The following is a 25,738-nucleotide window of genomic DNA, read 5'->3' as shown; positions in this document are numbered from 1 at the left end:
CCGTCGCCCGCCCCTAACCGTTCACGCGGGCTGTGGCGTGAGGCGGCGCAGGCCCCGGCGGTCGTAGTAGTGGGTCATGGCGAAGCCGAAGACCAGGGCCAGGGCCACGCCGACCGCGATCATGATCCAGCCGCGGGCGAGTCCCGCGTCGGCCCGGGCGTCGAAGTAGAGGATGGCCCGGACGCCCGCGCTGAGCTGGTGCATCGGCTCGAAGAGCCCGAGGAAGCGGTAGAACCCCGGGGTGGCCTCCAGGGGGACGGTCGCCCCGGACGAGGGGAGGGCCAGGGCGATGAAGACGAACATCGACACCAGCTGGCCGATGCCGCCGAAAGCGGCGTTGATGGCCTGGACCCCCAGGCCGACGGCGACCGTCGCGCAGTAGGAGAAGAGCCACAGCATCGGCAGATGCCCCGCGTCCATGCCCAGGACCGCGATCGTGGCGACCATGACGAGCGTGGTCGTCAGGAGCGAGATCCCGGCCGTCATCAGCATCTTCAGGACGAGCGTCTGGGTGCGGCTGACGGGAACCGTCGGCCGACGCGTGTGCCACGGCCCGATCTCGCTGTCCATGTAGCCCAGGGCGGTGTCGACGCCGCTGTGGACCAGGTTCCCGCCGATGAAGCCGCCCAGGACGAGCAGCAGCGTGTAGTAGAAGGCGGACAGGCCCAGACCGCTGTGCCGCCCGATGGGGTGCCCGACACGGGTGGTGACCGCGACCGGATCCGCCAGGAGCACCCGCGTGGTCGGCTCGGTGGCGGCGGCCGACAGCTGCTTGCCGATGGTCAGCGAGGCCCGGTGCGCCGCACCCTGGTTGATCTGGGAGGCCAGGGACGAGCCGAGGCTGCCGAGACCGGGGTTGGTGAGCACCGTCAGCGTCGGGCGGGCCGCCGCCCGGTTCGTGGTCAGCGCGGCGACGGAGGCGGTGAAGTCCGGCGGGACGACCAGGGCGCCGTAGACCTTCCCCGAGGCCAGCGCGTCCTGGGCCTGCGCCCGGTCGAGCCGCCGCCAGTCGATGTCGGCCGTCGTGGAGCCGGTTGCCGCGATCGAGTCGGTGATCTGCTTCCCCAGGTTCTCCGTCCCGCCCGGCAGCGGACGGCCCTCGTCCTCGTCGACCAGGGCGATGGGCAGCTGGTCCAGGTGGTCGCTCGGGCTGAGGATGCCCCCCATGTAGAGGAGCGACAGCAGCAGCGACACCAGGGCGCACAGGACGGTCGGCACGAGCCACAGCCGGGCGTGCCGTACGAGCGCGGTGGCGCGGACCTGGGGGACGGGGTCCGGAGCGTTCGGGGGGATCGCGGAGGTCATGGAGCCATCGTCGGCGCGCCGGGCCGCGATCCGGGCATTTCGGTTGATGAAGGGCAGGGGTGTGTCGGACTCACCGTCGGTCACCGCTCCGATTGCGGAGCGGTGGGTGCCGGGTTTGAGTGGGAAGGTCCCCCCTCCGTGCCTTCAGGAGCTGTCATGTCGATGGCGTTCGGTTCACCGTTCGGTTCGTCCGATCCCTTCAGCGACCTCTTCGACCGGTTCTTCGGGATGTCGCCCGCGTCCTCGCCGCCCGCGGTGCAGCGCGTGCCCATCGGACGCCTGCTGACCGAGTCCTCCCACGAACTCCTGAACACGGCCGCGCGCAAGGCCGACGCCGACGGCAGCTCCGACCTCGACACGGAGCACCTGCTGTGGGCGGCGACCCAGGTCGAGCCCACCCGCCGACTGCTCACCCAGGGCGGGGTGGACCCGGACCGGCTCGCCGAGCAGCTCGCGGACGTCCTCCCCGGGGAGTCCGCCGAGCCCTCGGCCGAGCCCGGTCTCACCCCGGCGGCCAAGCGGACCCTCGCGACCGCCCACGCCTACTCACAGGCCGCCGGGGTCTCGTACATCGGCCCCGAGCACATCCTCAGCGCCCTCCTCGGCGACGCCGACTCCGGGGCGTCCCGCTTCCTGCGCGCCGAGGACCTGGACGTGAAGCGGCTGCGCGGCCTCACCGACCAGGCGGCCCGCCCGGAGCCCGGCGGCGCGCCCGCCGCCGCGAAGCAGCCGGCCACGACCCTCGACGAGTACGGCCGGGACCTGACGGAGGAGGCGAAGGCGGGGCGGCTCGACCCCGTCGTCGGCCGGTCCGAGGAGATCGAGCAGACCGTCGAGATCCTCTCCCGGCGCTCCAAGAACAACCCCGTGCTCATCGGCGAGCCCGGCGTCGGCAAGACCGCCATCGTGGAGGGCCTCGCCCAGCGGATCGTCGCCGACGAGGTCCCCGACACCCTGAAGGGCAAGCGGGTCGTCTCCCTGGACCTGTCCGGCATGGTCGCCGGAGCGCAGTACCGGGGACAGTTCGAGGAACGCCTCAAGAAGGTCATCGAGGACGTCCAGGAGGCGAGCGGCGACATCATCCTCTTCATCGACGAGCTGCACACCGTCGTCGGCGCGGGTGCCACCGGCGAGGGCTCGATGGACGCGGGCAACATGCTCAAGCCCGCGCTCGCCCGCGGCGAACTGCACGTCGTGGGCGCGACCACCATCGACGAGTACCGCAAGCACATCGAGAAGGACGCCGCCCTCGAACGCCGCTTCCAGCCCGTCCTCGTCCCGGAGCCGACCGTCGAGGAGACCGTGCAGATCCTCGAAGGACTGCGGGACGCCTACGAGGCCCACCACCAGGTCCGCTTCGCCGACGGCGCCCTCACCGCCGCGGCCGAGCTCTCCGACCGCTACATCAGCGACCGCTTCCTGCCCGACAAGGCCATCGACCTCATGGACCAGGCCGGGGCACGCGTACGGCTCCGCAGCGCGGGCCGCTCCACCGAGGTCGTCAGCCGCGAGGACCGGCTCGCGAAACTGCGCCGCGAGAAGGACGAGGCCGTCGCCGGCGAGGACTTCGAGAAGGCCAAGGAGCTCAAGGACCGGATCGCCGAGGTCGAGGGAGAGCTCGCCGGGATCGAGGAGCGCCGCGAGGGCGTCGTCTCCGTCACGGCCTCCGACATCGCCGACATCGTCTCCCGCCGCACCGGGATCCCCGTCTCCCAGCTCACCGCCGGCGAGAAGGAAAGGCTCCTGCGGCTGGAGGAGGAGATGCACAGCCGGATCGTCGGCCAGGACGAGGCGGTCACCGCGGTCTCCGAGGCCGTCCGCCGCAACCGGGCGGGCATGGGCGACCCGAACCGGCCCGTCGGCTCCTTCCTCTTCCTCGGACCCACCGGCGTCGGCAAGACCGAACTCGCCAAGACCCTCGCCGAGCTGCTGTTCGGAGCCGAGGACCGCATGATCCGGTTCGACATGAGCGAGTTCCAGGAGAAGCACACCGTCGCCCGGCTCGTCGGCGCGCCGCCCGGATACGTCGGCTACGAGGAGGCCGGCCAGCTCACCGAGAAGGTCCGGCGCCAGCCGTACAGCGTCGTGCTCTTCGACGAGATCGAGAAGGGGCACCCCGACGTCTTCAACACGCTGCTCCAGATCCTCGACGACGGCCGCCTCACCGACGGACAGGGCCGCACGGTCGACTTCCGCCACTGCGTCGTCATCATGACGTCCAACATCGGCGCCCACCGCATCCTCGCCCACGAGGGCGACGCGGCGGAGCTCAAGGACGAGCTGATGGAGGACCTCCGGGGCCGCTTCCTGCCCGAGTTCCTCAACCGCATCGACGACATCATCGTCTTCCACAGCCTCACCGAGGACGACCTGTCGGAGATCGTCGAGAACCTCCTCGACCGGAGCAAGCACCGCGTCCACGCACAGGGCATGACCCTGGAGGTCACCGAGGCGGCGAAGAAACTGCTCGTCGCCCACGGCCACCAGCCCGCCTTCGGCGCCCGCCCGCTGCGCCGCACCATCCAGCGCGAGCTCGACAACCGGGTCGCCTCCCTGCTGCTCGGCGGCGAGGCCGATCCCGGCGACACGATCGTCGCCGACGTCGTGGACGACTCGCTGCACTGCACGGTCCGCAAGCAGGAGGACGCGGGGACCGGCGCCACCGCGGCCTGACCGGCCCGGCCGTGCACGGCGCACCCGCCGCCGAGGAACGGGCCGGCCCGCGCCGACCGGCCCGCACCCCTCGGTCGCGCGCCTGGGCCGGGCGCTCACGCCCCGGGGCGCGCCGGGGCATGTCGTCACACTCCCGTCTGCCCCGGCGACGACGGGAGTGTGACGACACGTCTTGGCCCTCCAGAGCGTCGACGGCGCCCTGTCCTTCGCCCTGCGGGCCGCGCTCGCCATGGCCGCAACTACGGACGCGGCGTCGTCTTCGTCCCCCCGCTGGCCCCGCTGATGACCGACCTGGTCGCACCCGCGCCCACCCCCTCCTGGACCGCCCGGCCCGCAGCGGATGCCGAAGCGTCAGGAGGCCTGCTCGATGGTCACCTTGACGTGGTTCATGATCGGCTGGTCGCTCTGGGTGCTGTAGTCGCCCAGCGCGCACAGCACGTTCATCTCCGGCATGTAGCCGGCCGCGCAGCCGCGCGGGATGTCGTACGGGACGGCGAGGTAGCCCTTCAGATGCCGCCGGCTGCCGTCCTTCGCGGTGCTCGTGATGTCGACGGGACCCATGTCGGCGATCCCGCGCTCGCGCATGTCCGCGCGGTTCATGAAGACCAGCGTGCGGCAGTTCTTGATGCCCCGGTAGCGGTCGTCGTCGGAGTAGATCGTGGTGTTCCACTGGTCGTGGGAACGCATCGTGCCCAGGGCCAGGGTGCCGGGCGCGGGCACCACGTCGGGCAGCGGGGCGCTGGAGAACTCGGCGCGCCCGGACGGGGTCAGGAAGACCAGTTCCCGGGCGGGCTGCCGGATGCGGAAGCCCAGCGGCAGCCGTACGCGCCGGTTGAAGTCCTCGAAGCCGTCGAGCGCGCGGGCCATGGTGTCCCGGATGCGGTCGTAGTCCTCGACGTACCACTCCCACGGCGTCGCGCTGTCGGGCAGGGCCGCGCGCGCCATGCCGGCGACGATCGCGGGCTCGGACAGCAGGTGTTCGGAGGCCGGCTTCTTCATGCCGACGGACAGGTGCACCATGCTCATCGAGTCCTCGACCGAGGTGCTCTGGACGCCCCTGCGCTGGTGGTCCTTCTCGGTCCGGCCGAGGCAGGGCAGGATGAGGGCCTGCCGCCCGTGCACGATGTGGCTGCGGTTCAGCTTGGTGCTGACCTGCACCGTGAGCTCGCACTTCCGCAGCGCCTCGTACGTGTACGGGGTGTCGGGGGCCGCGAGCGCGAAGTTGCCGCCCATGCCGACGAAGACCGTGATCCCGCCGTCGTGCATCGCCTTGATGCTCGCGACGGTGTCCTTGCCGTGGGCCCGGGGCGGGTCGATCGCGCAGACCTCGGCGAGCCGGTCCAGGAACGCCTCGGTGGGACGGTGGTCGATGCCGCAGGTGCGGTTGCCCTGGACGTTGCTGTGGCCGCGCACCGGCGAGGGTCCGGCGCCCTCCCGGCCGATGTTGCCGCGGAGCAGCAGCAGGTTCACGATCTCCCGCACCGTGTCGACGCCGTGCTCGTGCTGGGTGATGCCCAGGCACCAGCTGACGATCGAGCGGTCGGCCTCCCCGTACAGCCGGGCCGCCTTCAGGATGTCCGCGCGGCTCAGCCCCGACTGGCGTTCCAGCTCCTCCCACGGCGTGGCCTCGCACAGGGCGCGGTACTCCTCGAAGCCGGAGGTGTGCCGCTCGACGAACTCCCGGTCCAGGGCCTTCGGATCGGTCGAGGACTCCTCCAGGATCGCCTTCGCCATGCCGCGCAGCAGGGCCATGTCACCGCCGATGCGCGGCTGGAGGTTGAGGCTGCTGGTCCGCGTCGACTTGAAGAGGGCCATGTCCGTGAAGTCGTGCGGGACGATCGTGCGGGTGGCGGCCGCCTCGACGAGCGGGTTGACGTGCACGATCCGCGCGCCGCGGTCATGGGCCTCGGCGAGGGCGGTGAGCATCCGGGGCGCGTTGGAGGCGGCGTTGACGCCGAAGATGAACAGGGCGTCGGCGGCCTCCCAGTCCTGGAGGTCCACCGTGCCCTTGCCGGTGCCCAGGGCGGCCTGCAGGGCGCGGCCGCTGGCCTCGTGGCACATGTTCGAGCAGTCCGGCAGGTTGTTCGTGCCCAGTTCGCGGGCCATCAGCTGGTACAGGAAGGTGGCCTCGTTGCCGAGCCGGCCGGAGGTGTAGTACGCGGCCCGGTTCGGGTCGTCGAGGCCGCGAAGGGTCCGGCCGACGAGCGCGAAGGCGTCCTTCCAGCTGATCGGGACGTAGTGGTCCGACCCGGGGTCGTAGACCATCGGCTCGGTGAGACGGCCCTTGTTCTCCAGGTCGTAGTCGCTCCACCCGGCCAGCTCGGTCACCGAGTGCGCGGCGAAGAACGCGCGCCCGACCCGCTTGCGGGTCATCTCCCAGGTGACGTGCTTGATGCCGTTCTCGCAGATGTCCAGGTGGAGGCCCTTGGTGTCGTCGGGCCACGCGCAGCCGGGACAGTCGAAGCCGGTGTTCTCGTGGTTCATCCGCATGATCGCGCGCGGTCCGTCGACCAGCGCGCCCTCGCGCACCAGGAAGTTCGTCACGCTCTTCGCGGCGCCCCAGCCGGCCGCCGGGTGGTGGTACGGACGGAACTCCGGCTCGCCCTCGGGAACCGGGCCCACTCGGGGCTCGCCCTCGTCCCGCGCGGTCGTCTCTTCCTGGTCGGTGCTCACGGCGCTTCACCCTCTCGCCCTGCGCCGGGCGCACGGGCACGGTGGGACAGAGGCCCCCTCCGGGCAGGCTAAGCCCGCCGCCGGACGTGTGCCACTCGTCGCCCGGCGGGCGCGCGCCCGGCTGCGCAACGGATCATGCGCCCCTACGCTTGCGCTGTCCGTTTCGTCCGCATCCGGTCCCGTGGGAGCGCCATGGTCGTACCCCAGCCCGTCGTCGCCCCGCCCTCCCGGGCGGCCGTCTTCCTGGTGGCCACCGTCAACCCGGGCGGCGAGGCCGCGGTGCGGGACACGCTCCAGGACCTCACCGGACTGACCCGTTCGGTCGCGTTCCGTGCCCCCGAGGCGCGGCTCACCTGTGTGGCCGGGATCGGCTCCGAGGGGTGGGACCGGCTCGTCGGAGGTCCCCGCCCCCGCGAACTGCACCCGTTCCCGACCCTGCGGGGCCCCCGCCACCGGGCCCCGGCCACTCCCGGCGACCTGCTCTTCCACCTGCGGGCCCGGCGCCTGGACCTCTGCTTCGAACTGGCCCGGCACATCGTGGCCTCCCTCGGGGCCGCCGCGACCGTCGTCGACGAGGTCCACGGCTTCGCCTACTTCGACGACCGCGACCTGCTCGGCTTCGTCGACGGCAGCGAGAACCCCGAGGGCACGACCGCCGCCGACGCGGTCCACATCGGCGACGAGGACCCGGACTTCCGCGGCGGCAGCTACGCGATCGTCCAGAAGTACGTGCACGACATGCCCGCCTGGGACGCGCTCACCGTGGAACAGCAGGAACACGTCATCGGGCGCGGCAAGGGGTCCAACATCGAACTGTCCGACGACGTCAAGCCCCCGGACTCGCACGTCGCGCTCAACACGGTCACCGACGAGAACGGCGTCCAGCAGCAGATCTTCCGCGCGAACATGCCGTTCGGCCGGATCGGCTCCGCCGAGTTCGGCACCTACTTCGCCGGCTACGCGCGGACCCCCGCCGTCACCGAGCGGATGCTCCGCAACATGTTCCTCGGGGACCCGCCCGGCACCACGGACCGCATCCTCGACTTCTCCCGGGCCGTCACCGGCGGCCTGTTCTTCGTGCCGAGCACCGGCCTGCTCGACGACCTCCCCGCCCCCTCGGCCGCCGAGGCCCCCGGACAGACCCTGGGCATCGGCAGCCTGAAAGGAGCCCCAGCGCCATGACGTCCCCCGAGACCACCGGCAACCTCCACCGCGAACTCGCCCCGATCACCGCCGCCGCATGGGCCGAGATCGAGGAGGAGGCCCGCCGCACCTTCCGCCGCAACGTCGCCGGCCGCCGCGTCGTCGACGTGCCCGACGCGGCCGGGCCCGGACTGTCCGCCGTCGGCACCGGCCACCTCTCCGACCTTCCCGCACCCGCGCCGGGCGTCACCGCGCGGCTCCGCGAGGCCCGGCCCCTGGTCGAGCTGCGGGTCCCGTTCACCGTGGACCGGGCCGCCGTCGACGACGTCGAGCGGGGCTCCAAGGACTCCGACTGGCAGCCCGTCAAGGACGCGGCCCGCGCCCTCGCGTTCGCCGAGGACCGGACCGTCTTCGACGGGTACGGCGCCGCCGGCGTCGCGGGCCTGCGCGCCCGCAGCTCCAACCCGGTCCTGCGGCTCCCCGCCGAGCCCAGCGACTTCCCCGACACGGTCAGCCGGGCCCTCACCTCCCTCCGGCTCGCCGGCGTCGACGGCCCGTACGCGCTGCTGCTCGGCGCCGAGCCGTACCGGGCGGTCAGCGAGACCTCCGACCACGGCTACCCGATCGCCGCCCACCTCACCCGGATGCTCGACGGCTCCCCGATCTGGGCACCCGCCCTCGACGGCGGCTTCGTCCTCTCCACCCGGGGCGGCGACTTCGAACTGCGCGTCGGACAGGACGTGGCGATCGGCTACACCTCGCACGACGCGACCAGCGTCGAGCTGTACCTCCAGGAGACCCTGACGTTCCTCGCCTACACGGACGAGGCCGTCGTCGTCCTGGAGCCCTGAGCCGTGGACCCGCGGCTGATCGGCGCCGCGCCCCGCCTCGCCGCGTCGGCGATCCTCGGCGCGGCGTCCGGCGCGGTCGTCGCCGCCGCGACCGACACGCCGCTGGGCGTCCTCGCCGGCATCGCCGCGGCCGAGACCCTCTTCGTCATCAGCGGCTGGATCGCCCTGTGGCCCATGGACGCCGCCACGACCCACCACAACGTCCGCCGCGAGCACTTCCGGCCCGTCGTCGAGGAACTCCTCGTCGTCATGGCCTCCCTGGCGGGCCTCGTCGCCATCGTCGTCCTGCTCCTGATCGGCCACACCTCGGTGAGCCACGCGGCGGCCGCGACGGCCCTCTGCGGCGTCTTCATGGCCTGGGCGGGACTCCACCTCACGTACGCCACCCGGTACGCGTACCTCTACTACGCCCTCAAGCCCGGCGGCGGCATCAACTTCAACTCCCCGAACCCGCCCAAGTACAGCGACTTCCTCTACTTCAGCTTCAACCTCGGCATGACCTACCAGGTCTCCGACACCAACGTCTCCAGCCAGACGGTCCGGTCCGTCGTCCTGCGGCACTGCCTGCTGTCGTACGTCTTCGGGGCGAGCATCCTGGCGACCACCATCAACCTCGTCACCGGGATCGTCACCGGATGAGCCGCGGCGCCGTCAGCCGACCGAGACCACGACCGCCGTCGTCCGGCCGTCGGGCGCGTCGTACGCGACGGTGTCGCCGGCCCCGTGGCCGAGCAGCGCCCGGCCCAGCGGACTGTCGGCGGTCACCAGGTCCGCGTCGAGGGCGTCCGCGAGCTCCCCGACGTGCAGGGACGCCTCGGAACCGTCCGCGAACCGCACGGTCACGCTGCTGCCCACGCCGACCGTGCCGGTGGACGGTGGACCGGCGACGGAGCCCTCCTGGAGCCGCCCCTCGATCTCGCGCACCCGGCCGTCGAGACGGTCGAGCTCGTCGGCGCGCTGCAACTCGTCGGCCTGGTCGGCCCGGTCGCCGGTCTCGTCGCCGCCCCCGTCCCGCAGGGTGACGGCGACGGCCTCGCGTTCGGTGCGCAGATCGGCGAGTTCGCGCTCCAGGGCCTCACGGGCGGCGCTGCTGAGGGGCTCGGGTCCACCGGTCATCGCTGCTCCCGGTTCTCGGCGGTCGTGTGGGCGTGGGACGGAGGGACGCGCGTCAGCTCCCGCTGGGGCTCGGGGTGGCCCGCGTCACCGGAATGTCGAAGACGTGGTCCGGCGTCACGACGCGGGTGATGGCCTGGCCGAACAGCGTGCTGGGTTCGTTGTCGTCGTGCAGGACGTCCGTGTTGAGGAGGACCACCAGCGTCGCCTTGGCCTCCGGCAGGTAGATCGTGAGCGACTCGTAGCCCGGCAGGGAGCCGTTGTGGCCGATCCAGCCCTGGACGTCGAAGATGCCGAGACCGTACCCCGCGCCGGGGATGCCCGAGGGGTACACGTTCAGCCGCTCGGCCTGCGTCTTCGGCGTCAGGAGGGTCCCGGTCGCCACCACCCGGGCCCAGGTGCGCAGGTCCTGGAGGTCGGAGATCATCGCGCCGGCCGCCCAGCCCCAGGAGGGGTTCCAGTCGGTGGCGTCCTCCAGCTTCCCCGAGGCCGTCTGCACCGTGTAGCCGTGGGCGTGCGGACTCGGGAAGGCGGCGTCCGTGGGGAACACCGTGTGGCTCAGGCCCGCCGGCTCGACGACGTTCTCCTGGATGTACTCGTTCAGCGGGGTGCCGCTGACCTTCTCCACGACGAGACCGAGCAGGATCAGGTTCGTGTTGCAGTAGTCGAACTCGGCGCCCGGCTGGAACTGGATCGGGTGCTTGAACGAGTAGGAGAGCAGCTGCTGCGGCGTGAAGGGCCGGTACGGATCGGACGTGAACGCCTTGTAGAAGCCCTCGTCCGCCGAGTAGTTGAAGAGACCGCTGCGCATCGAGGCGAGGTTGCGCAGGGTGATGGCGTCACCGTTCGGGACCCCGTCGACGTACTTCGAGATCGGGTCGTCCAGACCCACCTTGCCCTGGTCGGCCAGTTCGAGCAGGGCCGTCACCGTGAACGTCTTGGTCTCGCTGCCGATCCGCATGTAGAGACCCGGGTCCATGGGCGCGCCCGTCGCCTTGTCCGCGACCCCGAAGGAGCGGATGTACGTGCCCTTGCCGGGCGCGGAGAGGGCGACGCTGACACCCGGGACGCCGGTCTCGTCCATCACGTCCCGCACCGCCCGGTCCAGCCGGGCGGTGACGTCCGGCGTGAGCACAGGAAAGGCCGTGTTCGCCGACGGGGACGGCTCCGCCGCCACGAGGGCGGCGGGACCGGGGCGTTCGGCCGCGAAGGCCGCACCCGCGCCGACGGGCGCGACGAGGATCCCCACGGCCGCGAGGGCCGCGCAGACGCGCCGGTTTCGTGTGTGCGAGTACCTCACGGCGGGCCTCCTGCCGGCCGGGGACAACACTCCACCTCCAGGCTAGGTCGGCGTCGCCGCACCCGCATCGCGACCCCGCCCCCCGAGTTGTTAGGTTGCGGTTCTTCGATCCCGGGGCGAGAGGGAAAACGCATGGCCGTCATCCACCACACCACGATGCAGCCCACCAAACTGGAACTGCTCACCGCCTGGCTGCCCGGCCGCCCCTGGTACGCGGGCGGACCCGGCGGACCGAGCCCCGCCAAGGCGGGCGGTTTCCGCCTCGACGACCCCGCGGGCGAGGTCGGCATCGAGTTCATGGCGGTCACCGACGGTGCCGGACCGGACGCGCTCACGTACCTGATCCCGCTGAGCTACCGAGGAGCGCCCCTGGAGGGCGCCGAGGACGCCCTCATCGGCACCTCCGAACACGGCGTCCTCGGCACCCGCTGGATCTACGACGGCACCCACGACCCGGTGCTGGTCGCCCAGTTGTACGCCCTGCTCGCCGGCCACGCCGAGGCGCAGGCCCAGTCCGTCGACGACACCCCCGACCCCACCGTCGCCGCCTCGCTGGACCACGCCGCCACCGCGGCGGAGCTCGTACGCGTCACGGAAGGACCCGACCACACCGACGTCGCGGTACGCGAGAGCGGCACGGACACACCGCTGACCCTGCGCGTCCGGCGCGTCCTGCGCCCCGGCGAGGACGGCGGACCGGGCCGGGGCCGGGTCGTCGCCGAATGGACCCGCGCCGACGGGACCACCGCACGGGGCGCGGTCGCCGTCGCCCTGGGCGCGCGGGCCTAGTTCGCGGGGGAACGGCACGGCTCCCGCGAACGGAGCGGGAAAAAGAGAAGGCAAGGAGGAACCAGCTCTCCTTGCCACTCTCAAGATATAGCGCACGGGGGGCCTTGCGGCAAGGCCCCCTTCGTGCCGCAGACTCTCCGTCCGAAGCGAAGAACCGCGGAAAACGGGGACCAAGAGATGTTCGATGTGATCGTGGTCGGCGGCGGACCGACCGGCCTGATGCTGGCGGCCGAACTGCGCCTGCACGACGTGCGGGTGGTCGTCCTGGAAAGGCTCGCCGAACCGACGCGGGAGTCCAGGGGACAGGGCCTGCACGCCCGGAGCGTCGAGATGATGGACCAGCGGGGCCTCCTGGGGCGGTTCACCGCGATCAGCGAGAAGTTCCAGGTCGGCGGCCTCTTCGGCGGTGTGATGAAGGCATGGCCCGAGCGGCTCGACACCGCCCACCCCTACGGCCTCGCCACACCGCAGCCCGACACGGAGCGACTCCTCGAGGAGCGCGCCCTGGAGCTCGGCGCCGAGCTCCGCCGTGACAGCGCCGTCGTCGGGATCGACCAGGACGACAACGGGGCCGGGGACGGGGTGACCGTCGCGCTCGCCGACGGCACCGAGCTGCGCGCCCGCTACGTCGCCGCGTGCGACGGCGGTCGCAGCACGGTGCGCAAGCTGCTCGGCGTCGGTTTCCCCGGCGAGCCGGCGACGGTCGAGACCCTCCTCGGCGTCATGGAGCTGACGGCGGATCCGGAGACCGTCGCCGCCGCCGTCGCGGAGGTGAACAGGACCCAGCCCCGGTTCGGCCTCACGCCCCTCGGGGACGGCGGCTGGCGCGTCGTCGTGCCCGCCGACGGCGTCCGCGAGGACCGGGCCGCCCCCGCCACCCTCGACGACTTCAGGAAGCAGCTGACGGCCTTCGCCGGCACCGACTTCGGCGTCCACGCGCCGCGCTGGCTGTCCCGCTTCGGCGACGCCACCCGGCAGGCCGAGCGCTACCGGGTCGGCCGCGTGTTCCTGGCCGGGGACGCGGCCCACATCCACCCGCCGACCGGCGGCCAGGGCCTCAACCTCGGCATCCAGGACGCCTTCAACCTCGGCTGGAAGCTGGCCGCCGCGGTCCGCGGCTGGGCGCCGGAGGGACTGCTCGACACGTACGAGACCGAGCGCCACCCCGTCGGCGCGCGGGTGATCGAGAACACCCGCGCGCAGATGATGCTCCTCGGCGGCGAGCCCGGGCCGACCGCCCTGCGCGCACTCTTCTCGAAGCTCATGGACTTCGAGGAGGTCAACCGGTACGTCACCGGCATGATCACCGCGGTCGACGTCCGCTACGACCTCGGCGAGGGCCACGAGCTCCTCGGCCGCCGCCTGCGGGACGTCGCGCTCAAGGGAGGCCGGCTGTACGAGCTGACGCACGGCGGCCGCGGACTGCTCCTCGACCAGACCGGCCGGCTCTCGGCGACGGGCTGGGCGGACCGCGTCGACCACGTCGTCGACGTGAGCGAGGAGCTCGACGCGCCCGCCGTGCTGCTGCGCCCGGACGGACACGTCGTCTGGGCCGGGGAGGACCAGGCGGATCTCGAAGGCCGCCTGACGGAGTGGTTCGGCACCCCGACGGCCTGAGCCCCCCTGCGGTCACCCCGCACGGGCCCGTCCCTGTCGCTGGGCCCCGTCGTCGCGTCGTCCCGTCGTCCCGTCGGGCGGGCCTCCGCCGCCGGTGGCTCCGGCGGGGGCCTGTCGGGGGGTGGGCGGCGGGGGTGGGGTTCAGCGGGGGGTCGGGGGGTGGGCCGGTCGCGCGGAGGGCGGGAGGCCGGACGGACGGCGGCCCGTACATCTCCGTCCACACGCCTCCGTCTACGGGCGCAGCGCGGTCGCCAGCTGGGCGCGGGAGCGGACGTCGAGCTTCTGGTAGATGCGGGTCAGCCGCGCCTCCACCGTCTTCACGCTCAGGTACAGCTTCGCCGCGGCCTCCTGGTTGCTCGCGCCCTGGCCCACCAGGCGGGCCAGCCGCAGCTCGGCCTCCGTCAGCGACGCCAGCGCGGACACCGACTCCTCGACGCCCGCCACGGGGCCGCCCACGGCCTCGCCCGCCGGGGTCTCGCTCGCCAGCGCCAGCCACGGGGCCGCCCCGGCCCGCTCGAAGACCGAGGCCGCCTCGTGCAGGGCGGTCTGCGCCGCCGACCGGCGCCTGCGGCGGCGCTCCACCCGGGCCAGCGCGATCAGCGCGCGCCCCCGCTCCAGCGGCAGCCCGGACCGGCCGAAGCTCTCGGCCGTACGCATGAGGAGATCGGCCGCCTCGTCCGTCCGGCCCTCCGCCGCCAGGCACAGGGCGTACGCCCGGTCGCAGCCCAGCAGGACCGTGGACCGGCCGAGCCGCTCGGCCACCGGTCTGACCTCGGCGAGCAGCGCCAGGGCCTGGTCGCCCGCGTCCTGGCCGAGCAGGGCCTCCGCCAGCTCCTCGTGCCAGCGCAGCATCGACGGGTCCACCGTCGACTGGGCGCGCTCGTCGGCCTGGACCCGCCGCAGGGTCTCCAGGGCCGCGGCGACGTCGCCGTTGATCAGCTGGACGCGGCCCAGCGCGTACCGGCTGCGCGAGAGGAAGACCCGGTCGCCCTCCTCCTCCGAGGCCTGCACGCTGCGCCGGGCGTAGCTCGCGGCCCGCGCGAAGCTGCCGCCGGCCGTCTCCGCGAGCGCGAGGGTGTACCAGGCGGGGCCGGGGGAGAGGCCCGCCTCCAGGGTGAGCGCGAGGGACTGCCCCGCGTGCGCGAGGGCCGCGGCGCAGGCACCCCTGCGGGACTCGATCGCGGCCAGCGTCGAGAACAGCTCGATCGTGTCCTCCACCGAACCGCGCCGCTGGACCAGCGGAAGCAGCGCGTTCAGCTCGTCCCGCGCGTCGCCGAGACGATCGTCGAAGAGGGCGTGACGGATCGTCAGGATTTGTGCGGCGTTCCGGATCCCGAGCGGCCGCTCGGCCAGCTCCAGGCCGCGGGCCTGCGCCAGCACCGCCTCGGCGTCCGGCGCGCCGAGCGCCCGCTCCATCCGCGCCTGCACCGTCAGGGCTTGCGCCGCGAGCCGGGGATCGCCCATCGAGGCGGCCAGCGCGGCCGATTCGACCGCGGCCGTCCGGGACCGCTCCGGATCGCCGTCCGCGAGCACGTACTTGACGGCGAGCCGCAGCTGCACCGCGGCCCGCAGCGCGGTGTCGCCCTCGGAGTCCTCCATGGCGTGCACGTACATCTCGTCGAGCGCGGTGAGTCCCTGGCCCGCGGTGTCGAGCACCGCGAGCCGCGCCCTGACCCGGTCGGACGGCACCGCGTCCCGGGCGAGCAGATCGGTGGCGGCCCGCATCGCGAGGTCGGCGCGGGCGGCGCGGGCGGCCTCCTCGGCGGCGTCGACCAGCCGCGCGATCCGCCGCGTGCCGTGCCGGCCCGGGGTCGACTCGGCAGCCAGCAGGGCCAGTTCGGCGGCGAGCGCGCTGTTCCCGCGCCGCCGCGCCAGGTCGGCCGCCGCCGCGACCTCGGCCGCGAGCTCCTCGTCCGGCCGCTCGGTGGCCAGCGCCCGGTGCCGGACCGCCTCGACGGGGTCGTCCACCACCTCGGCGAGGGCCGCGTGCCCGGCGCTCCGCTCGGCCCAGCAGGCGTCGTGCACCAGGGTCGACGGCAGCAGCCCGGCGGTGAAGGTCACCGAGCCGTCCTCGGAGAGCGAGACGAGGTCGGCGCGTTCGGCCGCGGCGAGGTCCGCCTCCGCCGTGGGCCGCCCGGCGCGCCGCACCAGCGTGGCCGAGGGGCGCAGCGCGAGGGCAGCGAGCAGCAGCGTCTCGCGCACGGCGGGGGGCGCGGCGCCCAGCAGCTGACGGGCCAGGTCGCGGGCGCGTCCGGAGAGCGTCAGCGCCTCGGCGTGGTGCACCGGGGTGCGCGCGTCCGCGAGGGAGCGGCCCACGGCGAGGGCGAGCCGGGGATTGCCGCCGCTCGCGCGGTGGATGCGCCCGGCCATCCGGGAGGGCAGCCGGTGGTGGATGAGGAGTTCGGCGATCTCGTCGGCGTGCAGCGGCGGGACGCGCAGCACGTCCGCCTCCGAGGGCACCCAGAGGTGCGCGGCGTGCGGGTCGTCGGGGCGGTGGCTCTCCCGGTGGGGCTCGTGGGTCTCGGCGTACGGCTCGGGGGTCTCCACCGCCACCACCCGCAGCGCGGGCGGGGCCAGGTGGAGGGCGAACCGCAGCAGGTCCGCGCTGTCCGGGTCGATGTGCTGCACCCCGTCGACGACGAGCAGGACGGGGCCCCGGCAGGTCAGGGCGCGCAGGATCCGGGCGACGCCCAGGCGCAGCGCGATCGGGTCCCAGCCGCCCGCGGCGATCGGCGCCTCGCGGCAGAGCATCGCGACGGCGGTGCGCTGGGGGCCCGGCAGCTGGTCGAAGACCCCGGAGGCGAGCACCCCCGAGTCGAGCACCCCGAGGGCTCCGGCGGGGGCCGCTCCGGGCGTCCCCGGCGCGGCGGAGTCGGTGACGGGGCCGCCGGTGCCGAGGCCCGGCCAGGTCACGGTCGCCGCGACCGAGGCGACGAGTGCGGCGGCGGCCGCCCCGGGTATGTCACGGTCGGACGGCAGGGTCGCGAGCCACAGCACGGTCTCGCCGCGCGCCTCGGCGCGGGCCGCCTCCGCGAGGGCGACCTCGGTCTTGCCGACGCCCGCGGGCCCGGTGAGCAGGGCGCGGCCCCGGGTGTGGAGGGCGCGTTCGAGCCGGGTGAGGAGCTCCTGCCGGCCCACCGGAGCAGGGCTCTGTGGCGCTGTCGTCACTCTTCACCACCTCCGGCCCCTCGGGGCCCGGCCCATGAACCCCGTGCGCAGAGAATACGGAGCCCACCGGCACAGTCCAGGCCCCTTGTCCGGCATTCGGACAGGGGCGTCGTGGGCGAGCGTCCCCCACAACGCCAGGACGCGCCAGTGGTGTAGACCACGGGCGCGTCGCTGACCAGCAAGGATGCTGATGTGGGGGGTGGTTCAGTGGTGGTGCGGTGGTGCGTCAGAAGGTGAGGTTCCAGGAGTCGATGTATCCGGTGTCACCCGTGGCCACATCGCGGACCTGGAGCTTCCAGGTGCCGTTGGCGACCTCGCTCGACGCGTCGACGGTGTAGGTCGCGATGACGTTGTCGGCGCTGTCCGAGGACGAGGAGGTCTTCAGGTTGCGCACCGTGCCGTCGGGGGCGACCAGGTCGACGACCAGGTCCCCGCGCCAGGTGTGCTTGATGTCCACGCCGACCTTGAGGGCGGCGGGGGCGTTGCCCGTGCGGCCGGTGACGGCGATCGAGGACGTCACGGTGGTGTTGTCCGGGATCTGCACGTCCGTCGCGTTGCTGAAGACGGTGCCGGTCGGCGGGGTCGTGTCGAGGACCGCGTTCACGGACTTCGCGGAGTCGGCGATGCCGGTGCCGCAGCCGCCGGTGCAGGTGCCGGGCAGCGGACGGGCGTTGGTCTTGATCGCGGACTCGATCTCGGCCGGGGTGAGGCTGCTCTTGGCCGACTTCAGGAGGGCGGCGAGGCCGGCGATGTGCGGGGCCGCCATCGAGGTGCCCTGGTAGGGCTTGTACGTCTCGGTCGACTGGGTCGTCAGACCCGAGTTCAGCGTGGAGTAGATGCCGTTCTCGGGGGTGGTGACGGTGCCGGGCGTGTCCGTCGAGCGACGGGTCTCGCCGCCGGGCGCGGCCACGTCCACGATGGTGCCGTAGTTCGAGTAGTACGACCGGTTGCCCTCGCGGCTGGTCGACGCCACGGTGATGACGTTGGCGCAGTTCGCGGGGGTGAAGCCGGAGGCGTTGGCGTTGCTGTTGCCCGCGGCGACGACGACGGTGGTGCCGCGTGCGACGGCGCCGTTGATCGCGGTCTGGTAGACGCTCGGGCAGGTGGAGCTGGCGCCGCCGAGGCTCAGGTTGATGACCTTCGCCGGGGTCGCGTTGGCCGGGACGCCGGGCACGGTGCCGCCGGAGGCCCAGGTGATGGCGTCGGCGATGTCGGAGGACGAGCCGCCGCACTTGCCGAGGACCCGCACGGGCTGGATCTTCGCGTTGTACGCGATGCCCGCGATGCCCTTGGTGTTGTTCGTGGTCGCGGCGATGGTGCCGGCCACGTGGGTGCCGTGCCAGGAGGAGTTGGAGGCCGTGGAGCCGGCGCCGCACTCGCCGGCGGTGGCGTTCCAGTCGCCCTCGTCCTTCGGGTCCGCGTCGCGGCCGTTGCCGTCGCGGGCGTCGCCGGAGGTCGAGATGAAGTCGTAGCCGGAGACGATGTTGCCCGCCACGTCCGAGTGGGCCGCGTAGCCGGTGTCGATGACGGCGACGGTGACGCCGGTACCGGTCGTCCGGTCCCAGGCCGCAGGAACGTTCATGCCACCGGTGGGCTCGAAGAGGTCCCACTGCTTGGCGTAGTCGGTGTCGTTCGGGGTGACCGCCATCGCGTAGGCGCGGATGTCGGGCTCGACCGAGGCGACGGCCGGGTCGGCGCGGAACGCGTCGATGACCTCGGACACGTCCTGCTTGGTCGCCTTGCCGCCCAGGTTCACGAGGGCGGCACCGCCGGCGAGGCGGCGCTCGAAGGAGAGCTTCTCGCCGGTCTTCGCGGCCTTCTCGGCCGTGTCGCTCTTCGCGGCGGTGTTGGAACCGGCCTCGGCGGTCCGGGTCTTGTAGGTGACGATCACCTTCTCGACGGGGGCGCTGGGAAGCGCCCGCATCGCCTGCGAAGCCGGAGCCGGCTTCGGGGTGGCAGCGACCGGGGCGGCGGCGAACGCCCCGGAGGTCATGGCAGCGGCGCCGAGGATCGCGGCGCTCGCGACCACGGATATGACTCTCCGCCTGGAACCGTTCAAGGTGTGGCCCTTTCGAGTACGACGTGACTGCGGAGCAGTGGCGGCGGCGCGGGACGCGCGGGGCGAAGTGGGGTCGCTTCCGCCGTTCCCTGGGCTTGGGGGGCCCGTGCGCCGCCACCGGCGCGACGGCCCGGGTCAAGGCCGTCCCCGGCGGACGACACCCTTCGCATGCACCTGTCAGGGTGCGTTCGGGGGATGATATCTGCCGGTGCGGAGGACAGTAGGGAACGGGGTGGTGAACCCGATACGGGGAAAACCCTTGTCGCCCCTCACCGGTCGGCGGGGGTCCCGCGAGGGAGCCGCCCGAGGGCGCCCCGTCGAGCCCTCCGGGCCAGGGTATGCGGCGGGGGCGGGGGTGATGCGGGGAGGGGGGGCGATGCGGGGAGGGGGCGATGCGGGGAGGGGGCTGCGGGGCGGATCGGGGGTGGCGGGAGCCTGCGGGGCGGGTCCGGTGCGGGGCTTGATGGACCGGCGGTCCGGCGCGGGGCCTGATGGACCGGCGGTCCGGCGCGGGGGGCGGTCAGCCGAGTTCGAGGGTGGTGACGCCGAAGACGCGGTCGGTGGCCACCGGGCGGACCGGGCCCGTGTACATCCGCGCCGTCTCGAACGTCGGCTCCAGACCGCGCTCCAGGGCCAGCGCGGCCGCCGCCGGGTTCGCCTCCGGCATGTCGACGGCGATCCGCGCCGCGCCGAACTCCCGGGCCTCGGCGGCGAGCCCGTCGAGCAGCGCCGCCGCGTCCGACGGGGTGTCCGCGAACAGCGGCCCCACACGCGCCTCGTCCTCGGCGGGACGCACCACCCCGTATCCGGTCAGACGGCCGTCGACGACGCGGGCCAGCGTCCGATGGCCGGGGGTGGACAGCCAGGCGTCCAGGAACCGGGGCCGGTCGGCGTGGTGGCACGCGGCGTCGTACGCGGTGAGGGCGGTCCGGTCGCCCGGCCCGGCGGCGACCAGGCCGGGCACCGGGCGGTCGGGTGCGGGGACCTCGCCCACGTACCGCGCGGTGCGGTGGGAGGATCTGAAGCCGGAGCGGCGGTAGTTGTCCTGCTGATCGGGGACCCCGTCGAGCCCGACGACCCGGTCGCCCGCGTGGGCGAGCGCGGCGCGCCAGGTGGCGAGGCCGTGCCCGAGGCCGCGGAGTCCGGGGCGCACGAGGTAGAAGCCGAGGAAGGCGTAGGACGGGTCGTAGGTGACGACCGAGATGGCGGAGACGGGTTCCCCGTCGACCCGGCCGAGGAAGAAGCCCGCGGGATCCTGCGCGAAGAACGCCGTGACGTCGGAGCGGCCGGGGTTCCACCCCTCCTCGGCGGCCCAGGAGCGCACGAGGGCCCACTCCTGCGGGGTGGCGGCGGAGACGGACAGCGGACCGGGGGAGGCGGAGGTCATGGGGTGTCCTTCGGCGGCCGGGAGGGTCGGACGAACGCCCGGAACCCGGGCAAACCGCGCCGAGCATAACGCCGTCGGAGGGGGCGGCCGAGCGGCACGGACGGTTTCCGGCCGCGGGGCTGTCGCGTCTGGGGGTTGGCGCTCGGTGGGGCGGTGGCGCGGTGGGGCCTTGCCGGGTGGGCCGGTGGCGGCCGCCCGCCGCCCGCGCGTACCCGGGCCTTCGGCGGGGCGGCGCTCACGGCCGGCGGGGCCGGTGGCTGTCGCCCGCGCGTACCCGCCCCTTCGTCGGGACGGCGCTCACGCCCGGCGGGCCCGCACCGCCCCGTGTGGGCCTTAGCCCCGCGCCCGTGCGGGCCCGCCGCCGCCCGTGGGCCGTTGCCCGCTGCCCGTGTGGGCAATCGTCCCGCTGGGCGGGACGGGTGGGCACACGGGACGGCGCGCTGAGCGGCGCCTCCGCGTTCTGTGCCTGGGCCCGCACCCCACGTGTGCCGCACAAGGTGGTGCGGGTCCAGGTCCAGGAGCCTCTGGCGCCGGCAAGGGCGCCGTTCCGTTGTGCCCACCCGTTCCGCCCCTTGCGGAACGCCTGCCCACAACGGCGGGGCGCGGGCCCACAAGGGGCGGGCGCCTGCCCACAACGGGCGAGGCGCGGGCCCGTAAGGCCAAGGCGCGGGCACGTAAGGCCAAGGCGCGGGCACGCATCGGCAGGCGCGTCAGTGGATCAGGCGGAGGCGCGTCGGCGCCGGCGTCAGCCGGATCGTCTGGCCCCAGGTCAGTTCCAGCGCGTCCGACTCGACCCCGTCGCCGAACGCCACCAGCCGGTCCGACTCGACCGTCAGCCGCAGACCGCCCCCCGCGTCGAGGAGCCCCTCGACGCGGGTCGTGCCGGTCGTCGGCGACGGCCACGCCTCGCGGACGAACCAGGCGAGCCGCTCGTCCGAGGGCGCCGGCAGGGCGAGGGTGCTGGACCGCTGCTCCCACAGGGAGCGGAGCCAGCCCGTGGCGCCCGTACCGGTGCCGACGAGGACGCCCGAGGAGGCCTGCGGCTCGGGCGGGACGTCCGTGCCGTCGAGCCCCAGGGTGTAGCGGGCGGTCTGGTGCCCCGGCGGGCCGACGTAGATCTCGTTCAGTGCGAGGAGCCGCTGCGCGTCGTCCGTGACGGCCTCGACCATCGTCAGCTCGTCGGCCGCCGCCCCGGCCCCCGCCGCGTACGGCAGGAGCCTCCGGGCCCGGTCCGGCCGGTGCCGCACCAGGACCCCCGCGTTGCGCCCCGGGTCGGCGTCGATGCCGATGACGGGCTGGCCCGTCAGGTACTTCGCCGCGTTGGCGACGAGACCGTCCTGCCCGACCACCACCACGACGTCCTCGGGGCCGAAGAGGAACCGGTCCAGATCGGCCCGCTCGACCCGGGTCTGGCGCCACGTCAGCGGCACCGCGCCGGCCACCTCGGCGAGCGCTCGCCGGGTCCGCTCGTGCCGCTCGCGCACCGCGTCGACGGACCGGCCCCGCGCGGAGAGGAAGAAGGCGGCCTGCCCGTGCGTCCCGTGCCGGGCGAGCAGTTCCTCGTACTCCGTGGTGCGGTGCACGAGCACCGCGCGCGGCGCGAGGCTCACGGCCGGGCCCCGCCCTCGCCGCCCAGCTTGGCGAGCAGTCCGGTCAGCACGTCGGGGGAGAGCGTGAGGTGCTCGATGCGCGGCAGGTTCTCCGCCGCCCGGGTCACGGCCAGCGCGTGCAGCGTCGCCGGGTCGGTCTCGGCGTGCGCCCGCAGCCACGCGGACTGCGCTCCGGCGCGCGCCTCGCCGACCTCGCGCGCGGCCTCCGCCTCGGCCCGGGCCAGCCGGACCTTGCGTACGGCCTCGGCCTCGGCCCGTACCGCGTCGGCGGCGGCGTTCTCCTCGGCCTCGCGACGGGCGTTGGTGCCGCGCTGCTCGACGAGCCGTTCCTCCTGCCGGGCGAGCTCGATCTTGCTGGCGAGTTCGTTCTCGGCGATGGCGCGTTCCCGCTCGACGGCGACCGCGCGGCGCTCGTAGGTGGCCCGGTCGGCCTCCTGCTGGATCTGTTCGCGCGCGGGGGTGCGCAGCGCGCGCTCGACCTCCGGTTCGGGACGGATCGCGACCACCCGGACCGCGACGACCTCGATCCCGGTGTCCGGGAGCCGGGGTTCGGCGGCGAGTCCGGCCGTGATGCGTTCGCGTACGGCCGCCACGCCGTCGACGAGCGCGGCGGCGAGCGTGGTGCGCGCGAGGACGTCCAGGGCGTGCTGCTGGGCGGTCTCGGTGAGGAGGGTGGCGATCTGCTCCAGCGGGGTGCCGCGCCAGGCGCCCGTGTCGGGGTCGATGGAGAAGTCGAGACGGGTGGCCGCCGCGCCGGGGTCGCCGATCCGGTACGTGACCGTGGACTGCACGCTCACGTCCTGGAAGTCCGCGGTGCGGGCGTGGAAGGCCATCGCGAGCTCGCGGTCGTTCACCGGCACCTCGGAGAGGGCGGCGGTGCGCGGCCGGAACCAGAAGCTCAGGCCCTCGCCGTCGTGGACGAGCCGGCCGCGGAGCTGGTGGCGGATGTGGGCGGTGGGCGCGGAGCGCAGATGGCGCCAGCCGGCCCGCCGGGTGATGTCGGCCATGGAAATCCCCTTGTCGTCATGCTGACGATAGGAGGATTTCCGGTTGTCGTCAAGATGACGAATACGGGCCTCGGTGCCGCCTCAGCCCGCGATCGGCGCGTGCGCCGATTCGCCGTCCGGGGCCGCGAGTCCGGAGAGGTCGGGGAGACTGGGGAGGTCGGGGAGGCCGGGGAGACCCGGAGCGCCGGGGAGGTCGCGAAGGCCGGGCCGCAGGTCCGGCAGACCGGGCCGCCCGGAAGGCCGGGGAGCCGGCAGCACTTCCCTCGCGGGTGCCGACGACGTCGTGAGTGCGGCGGACGACGCCGGCGCCGCGGACGCCGCCGCCCCTGCCGTCGATGCCTCGGGCGCGGGCGCCGCCTCCCCCGTACCCCCCTTCGTCAGCAGGATCACACCCCGCGCCGCGACCATCGACGCGCCCGCCGCGACGAGCCAGCCCCAGGCGCCCGCCCGGAAGGTCTCGCCGAGCAGGGCGACGCCGATCACCGCGGCGGCGGCCGGGTTGGAGAGGTTGACGACGGCCAGCGGGGCCGCGAGCCCGCCCCGGTAGGCGGCCTGGGAGAGCAGCAGGCCGCCGCTCGCGAAGCCGGAGATCAGCACCGCGAGCAGCGCGGTCTGCCACCAGGACGGCTCGGCGCCGGGCAGGTCGAGCGCGAGGGCGGCGGTCAGCGTCTGGGTGAGCGCCGAGGCGACGCCCGAGGCGATCCCCGAGGCCGTGGCGTGCCCGAGGCCCCGCCCGGACCTGCCGTCGCTCCCGCCATGCGCCCGTCCGTGCAGCCGCCCGGAGGCGAGCGCCGCGATGAGCAGCGCCGTGGCCGCGGCGACGACCAGGGACTCGGCCAGGCTGAGCGCCTCGCCGGGGGCCGTGGGCCCGGTCACGGCGACCAGTCCGACGAGTCCGCCGAGGGTCCAGAGGGCTCCGCGCCACTCGGTACGGGTCACCCGGCGCCGCGCGCAGTACGCGCCCAGCGGCAGCGCCGCCACGAGCGTCAGCGCGCCGAGCGGCTGCACCAGCGTCAGCGGGCCGTAGTGCAGGGCGGCCACGTGGGCGAGGGCGCCGGCCGCGTTGAGGCCGACCGCCCACCACCACTGCCCGCGCGCGAGCAGGGCGCGCAGCGCGCCGCGCCCGTCGGGGGCCGCGGGGGAGGCGGCCGCGAGCCGGGACTGGGCGACGGCGGCGAGCGCGTACCCGGCGGCGGAGACGAGGGAGAGGAGGACCGCGAGCGCGGTGCCGGCGGCGGGGTTCATCGCAGGGCTCCGACCGGGAGGGGTGCCGCGCCGAGCGGGCGGGGTACGGGTGGGGGCGCCGTCCGCCGGCCCGGCGCGCGGACGGCGAGCAGCGCGAGGCCGAGGAGGACGGCGGCGGCGAGCGCGTCGAACCAGTAGTGGTTGGCGGTGCCGACGATGACGAGCAGGGTGAGGAGCGGGTGCAGGAGCCAGAGCACCCGCCAGCGGGACCGGGTGGCGGCGATCAGGCCGATCGCGACCATCAGGGCCCAGCCGAAGTGCAGCGACGGCATGGCCGCGAACTGGTTCGCCATCGAGTCCGTCTCCGGCGTCGCCCCGTAGACGGAGGGGCCGTAGACGCGGGCCGTGTCGACGAGTCCGGAGGCGGCGAGCATCCGGGGCGGGGCGAGCGGCATCAGGAGGTGCAGCGCGAGCGCGGCGCCGGTGGTGAGGGCCAGTACCCGGCGCGACCACAGGTAGTGCGCGGGGCGGCGCCAGTACAGCCAGACCAGGAAGGCGACGGTGGCCGGGAAGTGCACGGCCGCGTAGTACGTGTTGGCCGCCCGGATGAGCGGCTCGCCGTGCAGGAGCAGCTGCTGGATCGTTCCCTCGCCCGGCAGGTGGAGCGCGCGCTCGGCGTTCCAGACGTGGTCGGCGTTCCGGAAGGCGCGGGTCTCGTGACCGTTGGCGAAGAGCCGGCCGCACTTGTAGACGAGGAAGAGCGCGGTGACGAGCAGGAGCTCGCGCACGAGCGGAGGCCGGGCGGGCCCGGCCGCGGTCGACGCCGGGGACCCGGGCGCGGATGCCGATTCGGGCTTCGGTTCGGGTGCGGAGGCGGGCTCGGACGTGCTGTCCGGGTGCTCGGTGCCCCCGGTCCCGGCCGGGCCGGGGTGCGGAGGCGTCCCCGGTCCTGCAGGACGTGGTCCTCGTATCCCGCGTATCCCGACAGCCATCGTGCGGCCCTCTAATCCGTCAAATCGCCAACAAACGGAGTGAGCCTAGATCCGATTCAATCGAGACGCAAGCGTATCGATACGTTTGCGTCTCGATTGTGCACCCCCTACTCTCGTATGTGCAGAGACAGAGGTGTCCGGGAGGGATCGATGTCCACTCAGGCCGCGACCGCGGCAGCCCGTCGGAGCAAGATCACGCCGGAGCGCGAGACGGAGCTGTACGACGCCGTGCTGTGCCTCCTGCGCGAGGGCGGCTACGACTCGGTGACCATGGAGGGCGTCGCCGCCCGCACCAAGTGCGGCAAGGCCACCCTCTACCGGCAGTGGGGCACCAAACCCCAGCTCGTGACCGCGGCCCTCGCCCGCCGCCGCTGCACCGTCTTCACCGGCATCGACACCGGCACCCTCGCCGGCGACCTGCGCGAGGCCGCCCGGATCGCCGTGTCCCACCGTGAGCGGGACGCCGAGCTCATGGAGGCCGTCGCCCAGGCCTACATGCAGCACCCCGACCTGCGCGCCGCGCTCCGCGAGACCGTCATCGCCCCCGAGATCGCGGCCATCGACGCCGTCGTGGCCCGCGCGGTCGACCGCGGCGAGGTCGACGCCGACAACCCGGCGATCGGATTCGTCGCGCCCTGCTTCATGGGCATGCTCCGCATCGAGCGGATCTTCGAGGAGCGCTTCGCGGACGCCTCGACCATGCCCACCTTCGTCGACGCCGTCCTCCTCCCGGCCCTGCGCGTCCAGGGATGACCCCGGGGCCCCGCGCGGACCGGCGACGACCCGCGCCGGACCGGTGACGACCCGCGCGGACCGGTGACGGCCCGCCGGACCGGCGACGACCCGCGCGGACCGGTGACGACCGC

18 protein-coding genes are annotated in these 25,738 nt (G+C 73.9%); 7 read left to right on the top strand and 11 right to left on the bottom strand.

Annotation, left to right across the window (positions count from 1 at the left end; all coding sequences use genetic code 11):
* Nucleotides 1-21: 21 nt before the first annotated feature.
* A complete protein-coding gene (locus ACFYXU_RS24475; RefSeq protein ID WP_389459946.1) occupies nt 22-1,305 on the bottom strand; it encodes a YhgE/Pip domain-containing protein in 1,284 nt (427 codons plus the stop codon).
* Nucleotides 1,306-1,461: 156 nt separating this feature from the next.
* Here ACFYXU_RS24475 and ACFYXU_RS24470 point away from each other — a divergent pair, with 156 nt between their 5' ends.
* Entirely contained in the window at nt 1,462-3,978 is a 2,517-nt protein-coding gene (locus ACFYXU_RS24470) for an ATP-dependent Clp protease ATP-binding subunit (protein WP_389459944.1), read from the top strand.
* 351 nt (nt 3,979-4,329) lie between these two features.
* Here ACFYXU_RS24470 and ACFYXU_RS24465 read toward each other — a convergent pair whose 3' ends face one another.
* Nucleotides 4,330-6,651: an FdhF/YdeP family oxidoreductase gene (locus ACFYXU_RS24465; RefSeq protein WP_389459941.1), complete on the bottom strand. Its 2,322-nt coding sequence runs from the start codon at nt 6,649-6,651 to the stop codon at nt 4,330-4,332.
* Between the two features lie 192 nt (nt 6,652-6,843).
* Here ACFYXU_RS24465 and ACFYXU_RS24460 point away from each other — a divergent pair, with 192 nt between their 5' ends.
* From ACFYXU_RS24460 to ACFYXU_RS24450, 3 genes are read left to right on the top strand one after another with little or no spacing between them, the layout of a single operon-like run.
* Nucleotides 6,844-7,833, top strand: coding sequence for a Dyp-type peroxidase (locus tag ACFYXU_RS24460; protein ID WP_384573269.1), 990 nt, complete (start codon nt 6,844-6,846; stop codon nt 7,831-7,833).
* Entirely contained in the window at nt 7,830-8,645 is an 816-nt protein-coding gene (locus tag ACFYXU_RS24455) for a family 1 encapsulin nanocompartment shell protein (RefSeq protein ID WP_376515318.1), read from the top strand. The genes ACFYXU_RS24460 and ACFYXU_RS24455 overlap by 4 nt, the downstream gene beginning before the upstream one ends.
* Nucleotides 8,646-8,648: 3 nt before the next feature.
* Complete coding sequence (locus ACFYXU_RS24450; protein ID WP_376515317.1) at nt 8,649-9,284, top strand: DUF1345 domain-containing protein; 636 nt, start codon at nt 8,649-8,651, stop codon at nt 9,282-9,284.
* A gap of 12 nt (nt 9,285-9,296) precedes the next feature.
* On the opposite strand, the gene ACFYXU_RS24445 is transcribed toward ACFYXU_RS24450, so the two are convergent.
* The gene (locus ACFYXU_RS24445) at nt 9,297-9,761 is read right to left on the bottom strand and encodes a GreA/GreB family elongation factor (RefSeq protein ID WP_361400807.1); all 465 of its coding nucleotides are present in this window, start codon (nt 9,759-9,761) and stop codon (nt 9,297-9,299) included.
* 52 nt (nt 9,762-9,813) lie between these two features.
* Nucleotides 9,814-11,058 (bottom strand): serine hydrolase domain-containing protein, encoded by a 1,245-nt coding sequence (locus tag ACFYXU_RS24440; protein WP_389459938.1) that lies wholly within the window; start codon nt 11,056-11,058, stop codon nt 9,814-9,816.
* A 132-nt stretch (nt 11,059-11,190) separates the two neighbouring features.
* Between ACFYXU_RS24440 and ACFYXU_RS24435 the strand changes: the two genes are divergently transcribed.
* Both ACFYXU_RS24435 and rox read left to right on the top strand, forming a co-directional pair.
* On the top strand, nt 11,191-11,847 hold the full coding sequence (locus ACFYXU_RS24435) for a 1,4-alpha-glucan branching protein (protein WP_389406259.1): 657 nt from the start codon (nt 11,191-11,193) through the stop codon (nt 11,845-11,847).
* Between the two features lie 177 nt (nt 11,848-12,024).
* The gene (gene rox, locus ACFYXU_RS24430) at nt 12,025-13,464 is read left to right on the top strand and encodes a rifampin monooxygenase (protein ID WP_389459936.1); all 1,440 of its coding nucleotides are present in this window, start codon (nt 12,025-12,027) and stop codon (nt 13,462-13,464) included.
* A 231-nt stretch (nt 13,465-13,695) separates the two neighbouring features.
* Here rox and ACFYXU_RS24425 read toward each other — a convergent pair whose 3' ends face one another.
* The 7 genes from ACFYXU_RS24425 to ACFYXU_RS24395 form a co-directional block, all read right to left on the bottom strand.
* Nucleotides 13,696-16,632, bottom strand: a complete 2,937-nt coding sequence (locus ACFYXU_RS24425) for an AAA family ATPase (protein WP_389459934.1) — start codon at nt 16,630-16,632, stop codon at nt 13,696-13,698.
* Between the two features lie 226 nt (nt 16,633-16,858).
* Nucleotides 16,859-18,661, bottom strand: a complete 1,803-nt coding sequence (locus tag ACFYXU_RS24420; protein WP_389459932.1) for a S8 family serine peptidase — start codon at nt 18,659-18,661, stop codon at nt 16,859-16,861.
* Between the two features lie 550 nt (nt 18,662-19,211).
* Nucleotides 19,212-20,078, bottom strand: a complete 867-nt coding sequence (locus tag ACFYXU_RS24415) for a GNAT family N-acetyltransferase (protein WP_389459929.1) — start codon at nt 20,076-20,078, stop codon at nt 19,212-19,214.
* Nucleotides 20,079-20,788: 710 nt separating this feature from the next.
* Nucleotides 20,789-21,688, bottom strand: coding sequence for a hypothetical protein (locus ACFYXU_RS24410; RefSeq protein ID WP_376515301.1), 900 nt, complete (start codon nt 21,686-21,688; stop codon nt 20,789-20,791).
* Nucleotides 21,685-22,695, bottom strand: coding sequence for an SPFH domain-containing protein (locus ACFYXU_RS24405; RefSeq protein WP_376515298.1), 1,011 nt, complete (start codon nt 22,693-22,695; stop codon nt 21,685-21,687). Before ACFYXU_RS24405 ends, ACFYXU_RS24410 begins: the two co-directional genes overlap by 4 nt.
* A gap of 81 nt (nt 22,696-22,776) precedes the next feature.
* Entirely contained in the window at nt 22,777-23,940 is a 1,164-nt protein-coding gene (locus ACFYXU_RS24400; RefSeq protein ID WP_389459926.1) for a DMT family transporter, read from the bottom strand.
* Nucleotides 23,937-24,668, bottom strand: a complete 732-nt coding sequence (locus ACFYXU_RS24395) for a phosphatase PAP2 family protein (RefSeq protein WP_389406253.1) — start codon at nt 24,666-24,668, stop codon at nt 23,937-23,939. The genes ACFYXU_RS24400 and ACFYXU_RS24395 overlap by 4 nt, the downstream gene beginning before the upstream one ends.
* A 354-nt stretch (nt 24,669-25,022) precedes the next feature.
* On the opposite strand from ACFYXU_RS24395, the gene ACFYXU_RS24390 reads away from it, so the two are divergent.
* Nucleotides 25,023-25,625 carry a TetR/AcrR family transcriptional regulator gene (locus tag ACFYXU_RS24390; RefSeq protein ID WP_361400834.1) on the top strand — a complete coding sequence of 201 codons (603 nt, stop codon included), beginning with the start codon at nt 25,023-25,025 and terminating at the stop codon, nt 25,623-25,625.
* Nucleotides 25,626-25,738: the final 113 nt, after the last annotated feature.

Origin of the sequence: Streptomyces sp. NPDC002232 (assembly GCF_042890295.1) — a bacterium.
Taxonomy (GTDB): Bacteria; Actinomycetota; Actinomycetes; order Streptomycetales; family Streptomycetaceae; genus Streptomyces.
This window is presented reverse-complemented; position numbering and strand designations above follow the sequence as displayed.